Origin of the sequence: Hymenobacter metallilatus, assembly GCF_003944705.1 — a bacterium.
Lineage (GTDB): Bacteria > Bacteroidota > Bacteroidia > Cytophagales > Hymenobacteraceae > Hymenobacter > Hymenobacter metallilatus.
Map to the genome: position 1 here is coordinate 49,108 of NZ_RWIS01000009.1, position 15,812 is coordinate 64,919.

Sequence of the window (15,812 nt, forward strand, 5' to 3'; positions counted from 1 at the left end):
GCGGCAACCAGTTTTTTGCTGGTCTGGCTGCTTGATGTGTGATGTAATGCAGCAGGAAGTGCGTATTTTTCCGGGTAAGGGGGCTGGCTGGGGGCTGGTTGGATGGCTGATTTTACTGAGCAGTATGCTGGCCGGCTGCGAGCAGGCACCCCAACAGCTTAGTGCCGCCCAAGTAGCCCGGCAGAAATCAACCCTTATACACCGCGACTCGCTGCGGGCCGACTCCGTGGCGCGGGCCGGCGGGCAGCTGCCAGGCGCCGTGTTGCCCGACAGCCGTATTGTGGCGTTCTATGGCAACCCGCAGTACAAAACCATGGGCATTCTGGGCCAGTACCCAAAAGATGAGATGCTGCGCCGCCTGCGCGTGCAAACTGCCCGCTGGCAGCAGGCCGACAGCTTACCAGTACGCCCCGCCCTGCACCTGATTACCGTTATTGCCCAGCGCGACTCCGGGGCCGACGGTAAATACCGCCTACCCTTGCCCGACAGTACCATTCGGCGGGTAATCCGGTGGGGCCAGGAGCACCAGACGCTGGTGTTTCTGGATGTGCAGGTAGGCCTTTCGGACCTGCAGCACGAGCTGCCGCCTCTGGCCAAATACCTGCGCCTGCCCTTCGTACACTTGGGCATCGACCCCGAGTTTTCCATGAAATCGGGGCGGCGGCCCGGTACGGAGGTGGGGGAGTTTGATGCCACCGACATCAATTATGCCCGGAGTTTCCTGGCCCGATTGGTAAGCGAGAACCAGCTGCCCCCGAAAGTGCTGGTGGTACACCGCTTCCGCCAGGATATGGTTACCAACTACCAAAACATCCGGCTGGACCCGCGCGTGCAAATTGTAATGCACATGGATGGTTGGGGTACGCCCAGCATCAAGCGCAGCTCCTACCGCAAATACATCAAAAAGGAACCCGTGGAATATGCCGGTTTCAAGCTGTTCCTGCGCCACGACCAGCGCCCCGGCTCCCGCCTCATGACGCCCCAGGAAGTCGTAAACCTCTCACCCAGCCCGCTGTACGTGCAGTATCAGTGAGGTGGTGAAATGGTGAGATGATGAGTTTAACGGGCTTGGGTTGAAGCCGACTACTGGTTCGGGCTTGATTACGCGGGTGCTAGGTGCGCGGAGCAAACGTCGGCAAAAGGTTTCGAGCCGCCACGGGTAAGCAAATATGCCCACCCGTGGCGGCTCGAAACCTATTACCTTTTATACAACTGCGTCAGGGGCGCAGCGGTGGCTGTGACCAGAACTCCACAAGCCACTCCCGCCTCAATAAGCAGCCTGCTGCAGAGTAACGCGCTGGGGCATCCGCTGCTCGTGGTAGAGCAGCATCTGGTTCTGTTCCGCAAACCAGACGTCAAAATATCCATTGGCAGGCACCTCCCGCACGGTTACCGGCTGGCCGGTACGCAGGTCATAGGTGAGCACCCGGCGAGCCGAGCGAAGCACAATGCGGTTGCTGTCGGGAGTGAAGCCGCGCAGCCGGAACACGCCGGCCCGGGCCGCCGCCTCCGCCATGCGGCGGGCCTGCAGGTAGCCACCCACGGTGTAGCTGCCCGCCTCAGGCAATGGCAGGCTCCGTACCTCGGCTACCTGGCCATCGGCCATCATTTTCAGCGTTACTACGTCGCGGGGGCGCAGGGTGGTTGTGTTGAGGTAGGCAATGCCCAGAGTGGCAAAGGCCGTAACCATGGCAATGGCCATATGCCCGCCGAACGAGGTGCTGGTGTAGGTTTCGCCCACCAGCCGCACGTTGCCGGCCGCATCGGGCTGCAGCGCTTCCCAGAATACTTTCCGGCCCTGGGCCGAAAGCAGCCGCGCTTCCTGCGAAAGAGCAATACGCCGGTCGAACTGCCGGGTACTATCGGGGTTGATGCGGGTGTAGAACAGCTGGCCGGTGCTAGTGCGGCTGGGGCGGTTGCCGGCAAACGTGTAGCCCGCCAGCAGCAGGCTGTGCCCGGGGCCCATGGCACCCACGCCCGGCACCCGCCGCTCATTATTGTAGTCAAGTGGCATACGGCACAGCACCCGGCCGGTGGCCAGCTCCAGGCAGTAGGCTTTGGCCGTGGCCCGGCGGCTTTGGGCATTGGTGCTCACCACCAGCCACAGGTGGGTGCTGTCCAGCACGGCCTGCTCAATGGCTACTTTACCTTGAGTGGAGGTAAAGCGATGCTCCCACTGTTGCTTCAAATCAGGGGTTAGGTAGCGTACCATGGTTTTATCATGACGGCGGCTGGGCTCTTCCGTCAGAAACCCTGCCGACAGGGGTGCCAGCGCACCGCGCAGCTCCTGCCAGGGCAGGCCGCGCTGACGCTCGGCCTGCTTGTGTACCACCCGGCCCGTGGTATCCACTACCAGGGTCAGCAGGGAGTCGGTGCCGCGCCGCCGGAACTGGTAGAGCAAATGGTGGCGGCTGGTGGCGGCGTTTACCATGGTTACCCGCCCCGGCAGATACACATCCTGGCGGGCCCGGCGGCGCAGGCTGGCATCAAACACGTAGTGCCGGAGCCGGGTGGTATTGCCGGTTTCGGGCTGTAATGAAAACATCAGGGCCCGATGGGAAGCTGGCAGATACAGCCCACCCAGGCGCGCCAGCTTAATACTATCAACCGTTACCTGTTGGGCGTGTGTAGCGTGTGCCAGCCCCAGCACAGTGCCCAGCAACACGCTGGCACGAATCAAATATGACATGATATTACAAAGAATAGATTCCGAAAAATAGCGCCCTCGGCGCTGATTCCGGCCAGTTGCCCCGGAAATATTTACGAATAGGGGTCGGGGGAAAACCCGTACCTTCGCTGCGTTTTCTGACTTCAACCTGTTTCCACTCAGTGTCTTATTTCCGGACCTTCACCCGCCTGACGGCCCCCGCGCTGGCTTCCCTGGGCCTCGCCTTCACTCTTACCACGCTTCCCGGCTGCGGCTCCCGCTCCGGTACTGACACTGAGAATCCGGCTGCCGTAGCTGATACCACCAAGCCTGCTGTGGTAGACACGGTGAAGCTGAAACTGGAAGCCATGCGCCGCGACTCGCTCAAGGCCGACTCCATTGCCAAGAAGAACGGGCAGCTGCCGGGCGCTATCCTGCCGGGCCACCGCATTATTGCGTTTTATGGCAACATCCGCTCCAAGGGCATGGGTATTCTGGGCCGGGAGCCGAAGGAGCAGATGTTCCGCAAGTTTGAGGGCGTATTGAAGGAGTGGCAGGCCGCCGACCCCTCCATTCCGGTGCAGCCGGCCCTGCACAACGTCACCATTACGGCCCAGGGCACGCCCGGCAAGGATGGTAAGTGGCGCCTGATGAACTCCAAAGCCACTATCGAGGAAGTTATTTCCTGGGCCCGGGAGCATAAGTGCATTCTGTTTCTGGACGTGCAGCCTGGCCACAGCACTTTGCAGGTAGAAGTGCCCAAGCTGGAGCAATACCTCAAACAGCCCGACATTCACCTGGGCATCGACCCGGAGTTTTCGCTGTCCACGATGCCCGGCGTACGTCCCAATCAGAAAATCGGCACGCTGGACGCTAAGGACGTGAACTGGACCATCAACTATCTGTCGAAGCTGGTGAGCGAAAACAAGCTGCCGCCCAAAGTGCTGACGGTGCACCGTTTCACCCGGAAGATGCTCACCAACTACAAAAACATCAAGCTGGACCCGCGCGTGCAGGTAGTAATGCACATGGACGGGCACGGGGAGCCCACCCTGAAAAAGGACTCGTACCACGACTACATCCAGACCGAGCCGGTGCAGTACACGGGCTTCAAGCTATTCTACGAGTACGACGCCCGCCCCAAACCCCACCACATCATGACTCCCAAGGAGGTGTTAACCGAGCTGACCCCCAAGCCCCTGTACATTCAGTATCAGTAGCGGTGAAATTGTGAAGGGTGAAGTTGTGAAATGACATCTGTCCGAATTGCACCACGCAAAAGCCCCGACCGTAAGCTACGGTCGGGGCTTTTGCGTGATGATATGGTCAAAACCAGCTTTTCACAACTTCACCCTCCACAATTTCACCACTTAGTGCGCGGCGTTGAGGTCTACTTTCTCGCCGGGCTTGGGGCGCTGCACCAGCAGAATCAGGGGCAGGCAGAGCAGGAAGAAAGTGCCAATCATCAGGAAGGTCTGGCCGTAGGTGACAATGGAGGTCTGCTTCATAATCATGCCGCTGAGGGCGGCGTAGGCCTGCTGCTGGGCATCGAGCAGGCTGGCGCCTTTGCTCATGAAGCTGGCCGTGAGGCCCTGCAGACGCTGCTGGGTTTCGGGGTCGTAGAGCGACACGTGGGAGGCAATGCCCACCCGGTTCTGGGCAATGGAGCGCTCCAGGTAAGTGCCCACCAGCGCCACCCCAAACGAGCCCCCAAGCTGGCGAATCATGCCGGTGAGGCCGGCGGCCTGGCCCGCGTCTTTACCGCTGATGCCGCTGAGCGACATAGTGGTAATGGGCAAAAACAGCAGGGCCAGCCCGAAGCCGCGCAGAATCAGGGGCCAGAAAAAGTCACTCTCGCCGGCCGTGGGCGAAATCTGGGTGCTCATCCAGTACGAGAAGATGAAGAAAGTAGCAAAGCCCACCGGCAGGATAAACTTCTGCGGCACGCCGCTCTGAATCATCTTGCCCACTACCGGCATCATAAAGCCCGAGAGCAGGGCGCCCGGCAGCAGCAGGTAGCCGGTTTGCTCGGCCGTGAAGCCCAGAATCCGCTGGCAGAAAATCGGGAAGACAAACACCGAGGCAAACAACCCAAACCCCAGAATAAACGACAGAAACGCCCCGATGGCCAGATTGCGGCTGCGCGTGAGCACGCGCAGGTCTACGATAGGGTGGCGGGCTGTCAGCTCGCGCCAGATAAAGCCCACCACGCCGACTACCGACATCAGGGTGAAGAAGTTGATGTACAGGCTCTCGAACCAGTCTTCGGTTTCGCCCTGCTCCAGCACCAGCTGCAGGGAGCCCACGCCCAGAATCAGCAGGAAAATCCCCAGCCAGTCAATTTCGCGCAGGGGGCGCGGAATGGCGTTTTTGATGCGCTCCGGGTCGCGGATGAACAGCACGGTGAAAATAGTAGCCAGAATACCCACCGGCACGTTTACGTAGAAAATCCAGGGCCACTGGTAGTTGGTCACAATCCAGCCGCCGAGTGTGGGCCCGATGGTGGGGCCGATAATCACGCCCATGCCGAACAGGGCCTGCCCCAGGGGCAGTTGCTTGGGCGGAAACGTATCGATGAGGATGGCCTGGGAGGTGGCCATAAGGGCCCCGCCGCCAATACCCTGAATAAAGCGGAAGGCCACCAGCTCCCAAATATTGGTGCTTTGCCCGCAGAGCATGGAGGCAATGGTAAACAGCACCACCGAGAACAGGTAGTAGTTGCGGCGACCGAACTGCTCGGCCAGAAAGCCCGTCATCGGAATGACGATGACGTTGGCAATGCCGTAGGAGGCCACCACCCAGCTGACTTCCTGCTGCGTGGCCGAGAGGTTGCCCATCATCTGGGTCAGGGCCACATTCACGATGCTGGTATCAATGAGCTCCAGCAAGCAGCACATCACCACTGTAATGACGATGATCCACTTGGTAAATCCGGTTTCCATGCGGTGAAATTGTGAAGTTGTGAAGTTGTGAAATGACCGGCTTTTGTAGCTTACCGGCTATTCTCAGTCCACAGCATGTTATGAATGACGAGCTACCTCAATCAGCTGCTCAGCTGTCTTTTAACGAGGACATCCGAGTGCGAACGAAACAAGCGTCTTTGCGAATAATCAGGTTATTTCAGCAGCTGCCCCGCATGGGTGAGGCCGCTGTGTTAGGCAAGCAACTGTTGCGTTCCGCTACTTCAGTAGCAGCCAATTTTCGGGCTGCCTGCCGGGGCCGCTCACCAGCCGAATGGTATGCCAAGCTGTGCATCTGCGTGGAAGAGGCCGATGAAACACTGTTCTGGCTGGAACTCCTCGGTGATGCAGGCATCATGGCCAAGCCGCGTCTGGCAGATCTGGAAAAGGAGTACCAAGAAATCGTATCTATCCTAGCCAGCATCCGCAAAAAGGCAAAGACAAGATTGTGAAGGGTGAAGTTGTTAGGTCAGGGAAGCCCGCTAGAACAATTCACAATTTCACCCTTCACCATCTCACTATTTCACCTTCACCGTCGCCGTCACGCTCATACCGGCCCGCAGAGGGTGCTCGGGGTCAACCTTGTCGAGGACGATTTTGACGGGGACACGCTGGGTCACCTTTACGAAGTTGCCGCTGGCGTTATCGGGAGGAAGCAGGGCGAAGCGGGCGCCGGTGGCCGCCGAGAGCGACTCGATGTGTCCCTGAAACTCCTCATTGGGATAAGCATCTACTTCTACCTCCACGGGCTGGCCCACTTTCATGTTTTCCAGCTGGGTTTCCTTGAAGTTGGCAATTACCCAGGTGTTGCCGCTGGCTACAATGCCCATCAGCTGCTGGTTGGGACCCACTACCTGGCCGGGCTGCACGTTTTTCTTGCTCACAATACCAGTACCGGGCGCTGTAATGGTGGTATAGCTGAGCTGCAGCTTGGCATTATCCAGGTCGGCCTGGCGCTGCTTTACTACGGCTTCCGCCACGGCTACCTGCTGGCGGGCGGCCGTTACCTGCTGCTGGGCCACGCGCACCTGCTGCTGCGCCGTGGCGCGCTGGGCGCTGGTCGATTTCAGGTTGGCCTGCACAGCGTCGTACTCGCTCTGGGGAATGATATCCTCCTTGCGCAAAAACTCGCTGCGCTTCAGGTCTTTCTCCAAACGCGCACGGTTGGCCTCACTTACTCCAATGGTAGTTTGAGCCGTGCTTACAGTGGCCGCAGCCGTGCCCACAGCGGCGCGGGCGGCCACTACGTTGGCCTGAGCGGCGGCTAGGGCGGCCTCCGCGGCATTCACACGCTGCTGCTGGTCGGCGGGGTCAATAGTAACCAGCACGTCGCCTTTTTTAACCGGCTGGTTTTCGTCTACCTTCACTTCCAGCACGGGGCCGGCCACGCGGGGCAGAATCGGGTACACGTCGCCTTCTACCTGAGCGTCGTCAGTTTCTTCGTGGGTTTGGCCAAACTGGTAACGCTGCCAGCCAAAATACGCGCCCACCAGCAGTACCAGGGCCAGAATGATGAGGATAATGGGCCGCTTGGAGCGACCTTCTTGTTCTTCCACCGCTGGCTCGTACGCCGCAGCCTGGGTGGGCGCTACAGCCGGATCGTGTTGCACGGGAGTTGCCATAGTAAGTTGTTCGTTGTCGGGAGTTGAGGAGAGGAGAGCAGGCAGCCGGCTACCAAAAGCAGCTACCTAACTGAATGTTTGAAGATTACGCTGATTGACGGTATGCCCGGGGCTGTCCGGGTTTCACTAATAGCGTGGCGCAGGAGGCGGTCCGAACTACTGTCTCGGCGGTGCTGCCCATCAGAAAGCGGGTGAGGCCGGTTTGACCGTGCGCCCCAATTACAATGATATCGGCCGGGTGACGGTGCGCTTCGGCCACAATTTCGTGCGCGGCATTACCTACCAGAACGGCAGTACTCACCTGAGCGCCGATGGCCTGAGCCGCTTCCCGGTACCGGGCCAGCTGCCGGGCCAGCTCCACATCGGGGGCGGGCAGCCCGGCGGGGCGGGGCTCCGGCTCCAGCACATGTAACAGCCGGAGCTCGGCCCCGATACCGGCCGCCAGCGCAGCCGAGTACGTAACTACCGCCTCGGAAGCGGCAGAAAAGTCAACAGGGCACAGGATGGTCATCTGGAGTTAGGGTATGAGGGTTGTAGGGTGTGAGGGAAAGAGTCCGGAAGGAGAAGTGAGGAAGGAATCAAAGTCGACCCCTGAAAACCTTTACCCTCTTTCCTTCATACCCGCTTACCCGATGCTACCAAATCTGCTCGCCGGTGGCGCGGCGGAGCTGGTACTGGCCTAGGGTGTAGTTATAGATGGACTGCAGGCGCGAAAGGCGCGACTGTGCCAGCTGGGTTTCGGCATCCAGTACATCGAGGTTGGAGCCCACCCCGTAGCGGTAGCGGGCTTTGGCGCGGGTAAGCGCGTCGGTAGCCTGGGCAATCTGCACCTGCGAGTTGTCGTAGCGGGCGGTGCTGGTTTGCATGTTGTTCACGGCCTGCAGCACATCGGCGCGTATCTGCTCCTGGGTATCCTGGGTGCGGGCCTGGGCTCCTTTTATAGCCGACTGCGCCGTGGCCCGCTGATACTTGTTCCGGTCACCGTCGTAAATTGGAATGCTGAGCTGGGCCCCGGCCACCGTGTTAAAGCGAAACCGCTCCAGATTGGGCACAATGTACCCGTTCTTGCCCCCGGCCTGGGCCACCAGGTTCAGGGTGGGTTTGTTACTGGTTTCGGCTACCCGCAGCTGGGAAGCCGCCGTTTCCTCCGCATCCTTGGCCAGCTTTACCTCCGGGCGGTTTTCGGCGGCCCGGGTCAGGGCGGCAGCTACATCCACGGACTGGGGGTTGTATTCAAAGCGGCCCCGTACGGGCGTTGCGGCGCTTTCGGGGCGGTGCAGCAGGCGGGCCAGCTGAATTTCCTGGTTGCGCAGCTGACTCTGCAGGTCAATTTTGCGGTCCTGGGCCTGGGCAATGCGCACCTGCGTGGTAGTCACGTCGAAGTTAGTGCTTACGCCCCCTTCCACCCGCTTCTCCATTTCGCGCTGGTGCTGCCGCAAGGAGGCAATCTGGGCATCCTGCACCCGGATAGCTTCGCGGGCAAACAGAATGCTGTAGTAGCTCTGAGCGGCGGCGTAGGCCAAGTCGCGGCGGGTTACATTGATTTGGTCGGCGGCGGTAAGGGCGCGGGATTTGGCCGCGTTGATGGCCGCATTGGCCCGCCCGAAATCCAGCACCGTGTAGCGAGCCGTTACGTGGGTATCGTAGTTGTTGGCCGGAGCCAGCTGAAACGTAGCGTCGCCCAGCGGAATTTTGACTACCGGGTCGATGCGGGTGTAGCTGGCAGTACCATCTACTACCGGCTTCAGGTACGTGCGGGTTTCATCGAGGCGACTCTGGGCCTGGTTCACTTCTTCCTGCAGGGCATTGATGGCCGGGTTAGCATCCAGCACCGCCCGAACGGTTGTATCCAGCGTCAGGGAGTCGCCGGCAGTAGCGGCGGCAATGGGCACCTGCGCGTGCACCGCCCCACCCAGCAACAACCCCAGGGTTGTGAGTAGTGGCACGGAATAGTGTGGTCGGAAAAGCATATGGTCAACGGCTTATGAGTGTCTGCCTTATACCTAACCCCGTGCCAACTCGTTAAAATTATTTTAATCTGCCTTAAAACCGGCCCCCAGTAGCCCTAAACACTAATTACTTGCTACCACTCCGCCCCAAATTGTTTGCGCCCTCTTCCACACAATTCCTGATATAACAGCAAATCCTCATATTCACTCCTGATATTTGAGGAAAATAGCCTGTATTCAACGCTTCCGCCATGCCCGACCAGGACGACTCCTTACTACTGTATCTGAATGAGGCTATTGCCACCACACGCAACAAGGAGGACCTATTCCGGAGCGTAACAGAGAAGCTTCGCCTGATTTTTCCGTTCGATGCTATTACCATTCTTACCCTGGATGTAGAGCATCAGTACCGCCGGGTATTTCTGCGCGACTACCTGGGCGAAATGCTGTTACCCGACCAGCCAGGGCACAAACCTCTGGGCCGGATGCCCATTGAAGGTACGCCCATTGAGCTGTTTGTACGGCAGCCTCACCTGCACCAATACAACCTGGAGGAGCTGCTGGCAACCTACCCGCAGTACCTGCCCTTTTGCGCTTTGCTGGATCGAGGTATGCGCTACTTTGTGGTGGTACCGCTACGCACGGGGGGCCACCTTATCGGGCTGATGTCGTTGGTGGCGCGGCGGCGGCCGGATTTTTCGCCCACGGATGTCGACCTGCTGGAGAAAATTGGTAGTCTGGTAGCCGTGGCTGTTACCAACACGCTGGCCTTCGAGGACATGGCCCGGCGGGAGCAGGAAAAATCCATGCAGCTGGCTCTCAACAATGCTCTGCTCAGCATTAAGGAGCGGGAGGAGTTGTTTCGCACCATTGCTACCGAAATCAGCCACGTAGTGCCCTGCGACTATTTTGGGGTGCGGGTGCGCAAACCAGACTCGCCGGTACGGGCCCTGGCTGAGTTCAACCGGCAGCCCGACGGCAGCTTTGCCCTGCTGCCTGAAAACCGCCATGACCAGCTGCCCAACTGGCCCGCCGCTCAGGAGGCCGTGCTGGAAGTTTTTGCGACGCCGGGCATCTACGTGGGCCCCGATTTTGAGGCGCTGGCCCAGCGTTACGAGCTGCTGCGCTTCATCCGGGATGAGCGGGGCACCCGGTCGTTGCTGTGCACTCCGCTCAAAACCGGCGAGCAGACCACCGTAGCTCTGATTCTGGCCAGCCACGAGCCCTTTGGGTTCACCGAGGAAAACCTGGAGCTGATTCAGACGCTGGTGCCCCAGATTCGGCTGGCTATTCAGAACGTGCTGGCCTTCGAGCAGATTGACGCCCTGCGGGCCCAACTGGAGCAGGAGCGCACCTACCTCATCGACGAAATCAACACCACGGCCGCCGCCCGCCTCGACGATTTTGTGGGCGGCAGCGCCGTGATGCAGCAGGTATATACCCGCCTGGCGCAGGTAGCCCCCACCGATACCACCGTGCTGATAACCGGCGAAACCGGCACCGGCAAGGAACTGGTAGCCCGGGCCCTGCACAACCTTTCACCGCGCAAAGAGCGGGCCCTCATCAAAATAAACTGCGCCGCTTTGCCCGCACAGCTTATAGAAAGTGAGCTGTTCGGGCACGAGAAAGGGGCTTTTACCGGAGCCCACGACCGGCGAATTGGGAAGTTTGAGCTGGCCGACGGCGGCACTATTTTCCTGGATGAGGTGGGCGAGCTGCCGCTGGATTTGCAGGCCAAGCTGCTGCGGGTGCTGCAGGAAAAAGAGTTTGAGCGTATCGGGGGGCGCCGCGTTATCCGGACCGATGTACGGGTAATTACGGCTACCAACCGGGTGCTGGAGGAGGAAGTAGCCGCCGGCCGTTTCCGCGCCGATTTGTACTACCGCCTCAACGTGTTTCCCATCCGGCTGCCAGCTCTGCGGGAGCGGCCCGAAGATGTGGAACCCCTGATGCGCTACTTTCTGGAGCGCTTTACCAAACAAATGGGCAAGCCCGTACGGGGCCTGCGCGAGCGGGACCTGCGGGCCTTGCAGCAGTACGGCTGGCCCGGCAATGTGCGGGAGTTGGAGCACGTGGTAGAGCAGGCCGTGATAGTGAGCCAGGGCCCTTTCCTGGAGTTCCAGGGGTTTGCCGCTGCTGCCCAGGCCGCGCCGGTGCTGGCAGAAACAGCGGGCCCCGTGAAGACACTGAAGGAGCAGGAGCGTGACCATATTATGCTGGCCCTGCGCCGCACTGGTGGCCGGGTAAGTGGCCCCAACGGTGCCGCCGTGCTCCTCGACATCAACCCCAAAACCCTGGAAGCGCGCATGAAAAAACTGGGTATTCAGCGGACGGTAACAATTGGTGAATAACCAGGTCAGCAGCTGCCACGCTCAACTACACCAGCCCTTCTGAGCCAGGGCGTGTGGACAAGTGGCAAACTGTCCTCAAGGAAGCGTCATTCCGAGCGAAGCCGAGGAATCTCGCGTGCTGACGCTGTGGCAGTAACCCTGACGTCAGTACGCGAGATTCCTCGGCTTCGCTCGGAATGACGCTCTTTCTATATGAATATGCGTGTCCTCATGCCCTGGCTCAGAGGGCTTGGTGTAGCTGCAAAAGCGGCCGTTACACCCTATTTGGCGGCCTGAATTTCGGCAACGGCTTTTTCGGCTACGGCCTGGTTGGTGGCGGCGCTGGCACTACCGGCCTGGGCTTTCACCGCCCCCTGAATCATGGCAATGGCGGGCTCATCGGCCCCGTACCGCTTGTAGGTTATGGCCAGGCTTTTGATGCGCTCTACATCTTCGGCAAAGGCGGTGGGGTCGTTCAGGCGGGCTAGCATAGCGCCCATGCTTTCAAAGTAATTGCCTTTAGCCTGACCTGCTGCGGCATCAAACTTATTCCGCACGTAGGACCACTGAGGCACGCCGCCCTGGGCCGCATACACACTCACTACGGCCTGGGCCAGGGTGTTTTCGTCGGTATTTTCCAGGGCCTGGGCCTTGGCCAGGGCCAGCTTCGGATTTACGGCGGCCAGGGCTTTCAGGGCGGCGGCCTGCACGGCGTAGGAAGAGCTGCTCAGCTGTTGCGTGAATAGCTTTTCGTCCTTCTTATCAGCCAGCTTGGCCAGCGCCGCCAGCTCGAAGGCCAGGGCGTGTACCTCTTTCTCGGCGGCGGCCTGCTTGCGCAGCACCGGGGCCGCTACTTTCGCCACACCTTTATCGGCCAGTTTCAGCCGCTCGGCTGCCACCATGCGCAGGTTGAATGAGTTGTCACGCAAACCGGCCACCAGCAGCTTCAGGGCGGCGGGGTCGGTGGTTTGGGTGGCGGCAGCGGCTACCAAAGCCTCGCGGCGGGCCACATAGAGCGGGGCGTGGGCGTACTGGTAGGCAAACTCGGCCAGGGGCTTATTATCCGTCTGCTGCCACACCAGGGTTTTCTCCGCATCCACATCCACCAGGTCCGGCTTGGCAGCCAGCGGCATGGTAAAGGTCTGGGAGGCCCCGGTCATCAGCACGCGCTGGCGCTGAGGCTTGCCATTCACCCAGTAGTCGATGGCAAAAGGCAATTGAAACACCTGGCCGGGCTGCGTCTGCTTTACGGTCACGGACTGCACTTTTTTGGCGGCGTCCCAGCTGTAGTCGATGGTGGCTACGGGGTGGCCGGTGCCGTAGTACCACTGGTCGAAAAACCAGTTCAGATCCTGGCCCGATACGGCCTCCATAGCCAGGCGCAGCTGATGGGCTTCGCCATTGCCGAAGGCATTATCGGAGAGGTACTTTTTCAAGCCCGCAAAAAACACGTCGTCGGAGAGGTAGGTGCGCAGCATGTCCAGGATGGCCCCACCCTTCTGGTAGCTCACCAGGTCAAACATGTCTTCCTTGTCGGCGTAGTGGAAGCGCACCAGCTGCTTCTGGGCATCCTGGGCGCTGCGCAGGTAGCTGCGCAGGTTACGGTGGTTGTGGGCATCGGCTACGTCGGCCCCGTATTTATGCTCGGCGTAGAGGCCCTCGGAGAAGTCGGCAAACGACTCGTTTACCGTCAGGTTGCTCCAGCTTTCGGCCGTTACGTAGTCGCCAAACCACTGGTGAAACAGCTCGTGGGCAATAACGGATTCGGTCTGGTACTCCCGGTCCGGCAGCTGCTTGTCCGTCATCTGCAGGAACTCGCCGTGCAGGGTGGCCGAGGTATTTTCCATGGCCCCGCTCACGTAGTCGCGCACCACCACCTGGGCGTATTTGTTCCACGGAAACTCCACGCCCAGGCGGTTGGAGAAAAACTCCAGCATATCGGTGGTGTTGCCGAAAATCTGCCGGGCGAAAGGCGCGTATTTAGGCTCCAGGTAGTAGCTCACTTCCTTGCCCCGCCAGGTGTCCTTGGTAATCTTGAAGTCGCCCACGGCCAGCATAAACAGGTAGGGGGCGTGGGGCAGGTCCATTTTCCAAGTGTCGGTGCGCAAACCAGCGCCGGCGGGCGTCTGGCTCACCAGGGCCCCGTTGCTCAGCGTCACGTAGCGGCTGGGTACCGTCAGGCTGATTTCCGAAGTGGTTTTCTGATTGGGCCGGTCAATGGTTGGAAACCAGCAGGAGCTGCCTTCCGTCTCGCCCTGGGTCCAGATCTGGCGGGGCTTGCCGGCCTCCGTGCTGTCGGGGTTGATGAAGTACAGCCCCTTGGCATCGGAAATGGCCGCGCTACCCTTTACCTTCAGCTCATCGGGCTTGGCCACGTACTCAATATACACCACGTAGCTGGTACCCGGGGCCATGGTTTTACCCAGGTTAATGCGCAGGTTGTTATTGTCGGTGTAGGCGTACTGCAGGGGCTGCAGCTGCTCCCCGCTTACCAGGGCCACACTCCTGATATCCATGCCTTTGGCGTCTAGCCGCAGCGAGTCGGTGGCGTACGCATGGGGCTTGAGCGTAACCCATTCCTTACCATAGAGGTAGCGCTTGGCATAATCAAAGCGCACATCCAGCTTGGTGTGCACCAGGTCGTTTACTTTGGTAGCGGAGGCGCGGTAGGGTTTGGGCTCTGCGGGGGCCGGAGCCGGGGGTGTTTGTTGGGCCAGGGCCGTTGTGCTCAGCGCACAAATGGCAACGGTGAGAAGTTTGTTCATAGTGGTGGTAGTGGTAGTAGTGAAACCTGATGCCCAGTAGCAAAGCATCGTTACAAACATATATAGTGGTACTGTGCAAAACAAGGTACTGTATAAAATAAATTAACTTCTATATAGCATTTTCCTCGTTCTGCATTTCTCAGGGGTTTGCTGTTTGTCTACAACTGCGGGAGCTAAACAGGCGTTTCCCGGGTTTTGCGCGTACATTTAACCTGCATGGCCACCTCCCTTCCCGACCCTCCCCAGCTCACCCGCGAGCAGGTGCTCCGCGCCCTGCGCCACCTCGATAAGGAAGGGCCACGTATGCCACTAAGTACCGTGTATGACCTGGTATACCGGGGGAAGCGCTACGCTCCCCGGGCCGTGGCACAGCTGGCGTACCGCTTGGCGCTGGGTCAGCCTGCTGCAACTTGGCCCCTGCCCGCCGGGGCGCCCACCAACCAGGTGCTGGAACACCTCGATTTTACCATCACCACCAAGCGTCCCACCCTGGCCAGTTCCCCGGTTCTGGATGGGGAAGTAGCTGCCCAGGATGCCATGCAGGAGTTGTACACCGGTTCCGCGCGGGCCGCTACGGCCGCTCGTGCTCCGGCCGCTGCTCTGGCGCCGCCGGCCGTGCAGGAACCAGCCGGCACCTACCAGACGCCCCAGCCCTACACCCAGGAAATGGCCCTGCAGGAGCTATTTGTATCGGAGCGGCAGCTGGCGGCGGCCCGGGCCGCTTTGCAGCGGCGGCGCAACCTGATTCTGCAGGGACCACCCGGTACGGGCAAAACGTTTCTGGCGCGGCGGCTGGCCTGGCTGGAGCTGGGGGCAACCGATGCCCACCGCATTGAGCTGGTGCAGTTTCACCCCAGCTACAGCTATGAAGATTTTGTGCAGGGTTTCCGGCCCGATGCCCACGGCACCTTCCAGCTTCAGAACGGCATTCTGCTGAACTTTTGCCAGCGTGCTGCCCAGGACCCGGACCGGCCTTACTTCCTGCTGATAGATGAGCTGAACCGGGGCAACGTGGCCCGTATTTTCGGGGAGCTGCTGCTCCTGCTGGAGGCCGATAAGCGCGGGCCCGCGCAGGCCGTGCGCCTGCCCTATGCCCCGGCCGGCAGCGCCCCCTTTTTCGTGCCGGAGAATGTGTACTTCATTGGCACCATGAATCTGGCCGACCGGAGCCTAGCCCCCCTGGACTATGCCCTGCGCCGTCGGTTTGCGTACGTGGCGCTGGCTCCGGAATTTGGCCCGCCCTTGCAGCAGTTTCTGGCGACCCGGGGCGTACCGGCCGCCACCATTGCCCGCTTGGTGGCCCGTCTCACCGGCCTCAACCAGGTCATCACCGACGACCCGGAGCTTGGGCCCGCGTACTGCATCGGCCACAGCTACTTCTGCCAGCCGCCCCTGCACCCTACCGATGCGCCGGCCTGGCTGCAGCTGATTCTGGAACAGGAAATAGCCCCGCTGCTGGAAGACTACTGGCTCGATCAGCCGGCCAAAGCAAGCCAGCAGAAGAAAAAGCTGCTGGGGTAAATATTGCCCTGGATGAAT

At 60.2% G+C, this 15,812-nt stretch carries 11 protein-coding genes; 5 read left to right on the forward strand and 6 right to left on the reverse strand.

What is annotated here, in order from left to right; translation table 11 throughout:
• The first annotated feature begins 34 nt into the window (after nt 1-34).
• Nucleotides 35-1,033 carry a hypothetical protein gene (locus tag EI290_RS13790; protein ID WP_125431392.1) on the forward strand — a complete coding sequence of 333 codons (999 nt, stop codon included), beginning with the start codon at nt 35-37 and terminating at the stop codon, nt 1,031-1,033.
• 234 nt (nt 1,034-1,267) lie between these two features.
• On the opposite strand, the gene EI290_RS13795 is transcribed toward EI290_RS13790, so the two are convergent.
• Nucleotides 1,268-2,689 (reverse strand): hypothetical protein, encoded by a 1,422-nt coding sequence (locus tag EI290_RS13795; protein ID WP_125431395.1) that lies wholly within the window; start codon nt 2,687-2,689, stop codon nt 1,268-1,270.
• 140 nt (nt 2,690-2,829) lie between these two features.
• Here EI290_RS13795 and EI290_RS13800 point away from each other — a divergent pair, with 140 nt between their 5' ends.
• Nucleotides 2,830-3,867, forward strand: coding sequence for a hypothetical protein (locus tag EI290_RS13800; RefSeq protein WP_125431398.1), 1,038 nt, complete (start codon nt 2,830-2,832; stop codon nt 3,865-3,867).
• 150 nt (nt 3,868-4,017) lie between these two features.
• On the opposite strand, the gene EI290_RS13805 is transcribed toward EI290_RS13800, so the two are convergent.
• Nucleotides 4,018-5,589 (reverse strand): DHA2 family efflux MFS transporter permease subunit, encoded by a 1,572-nt coding sequence (locus EI290_RS13805; RefSeq protein WP_125431401.1) that lies wholly within the window; start codon nt 5,587-5,589, stop codon nt 4,018-4,020.
• 80 nt (nt 5,590-5,669) lie between these two features.
• On the opposite strand from EI290_RS13805, the gene EI290_RS13810 reads away from it, so the two are divergent.
• Nucleotides 5,670-6,059: a four helix bundle protein gene (locus EI290_RS13810; protein WP_125431404.1), complete on the forward strand. Its 390-nt coding sequence runs from the start codon at nt 5,670-5,672 to the stop codon at nt 6,057-6,059.
• A 66-nt stretch (nt 6,060-6,125) separates the two neighbouring features.
• On the opposite strand, the gene EI290_RS13815 is transcribed toward EI290_RS13810, so the two are convergent.
• The 3 genes from EI290_RS13815 to EI290_RS13825 all read right to left on the reverse strand — a co-directional run bounded on the left by EI290_RS13815 (nt 6,126) and on the right by EI290_RS13825 (nt 9,199).
• Nucleotides 6,126-7,229 (reverse strand): HlyD family secretion protein, encoded by a 1,104-nt coding sequence (locus tag EI290_RS13815; RefSeq protein WP_125431407.1) that lies wholly within the window; start codon nt 7,227-7,229, stop codon nt 6,126-6,128.
• An 85-nt stretch (nt 7,230-7,314) separates the two neighbouring features.
• On the reverse strand, nt 7,315-7,740 hold the full coding sequence (locus EI290_RS13820; protein WP_125431410.1) for a universal stress protein: 426 nt from the start codon (nt 7,738-7,740) through the stop codon (nt 7,315-7,317).
• 124 nt (nt 7,741-7,864) lie between these two features.
• Nucleotides 7,865-9,199: a TolC family protein gene (locus tag EI290_RS13825; protein ID WP_125431413.1), complete on the reverse strand. Its 1,335-nt coding sequence runs from the start codon at nt 9,197-9,199 to the stop codon at nt 7,865-7,867.
• 230 nt (nt 9,200-9,429) lie between these two features.
• Here EI290_RS13825 and EI290_RS13830 point away from each other — a divergent pair, with 230 nt between their 5' ends.
• Nucleotides 9,430-11,529, forward strand: a complete 2,100-nt coding sequence (locus tag EI290_RS13830) for a sigma 54-interacting transcriptional regulator (protein ID WP_125431416.1) — start codon at nt 9,430-9,432, stop codon at nt 11,527-11,529.
• Between the two features lie 260 nt (nt 11,530-11,789).
• Here EI290_RS13830 and EI290_RS13835 read toward each other — a convergent pair whose 3' ends face one another.
• On the reverse strand, nt 11,790-14,273 hold the full coding sequence (locus EI290_RS13835; protein WP_125431419.1) for a M1 family metallopeptidase: 2,484 nt from the start codon (nt 14,271-14,273) through the stop codon (nt 11,790-11,792).
• A 216-nt stretch (nt 14,274-14,489) separates the two neighbouring features.
• On the opposite strand from EI290_RS13835, the gene EI290_RS13840 reads away from it, so the two are divergent.
• Nucleotides 14,490-15,794, forward strand: a complete 1,305-nt coding sequence (locus EI290_RS13840) for an AAA family ATPase (RefSeq protein WP_125431422.1) — start codon at nt 14,490-14,492, stop codon at nt 15,792-15,794.
• Nucleotides 15,795-15,812: the final 18 nt, after the last annotated feature.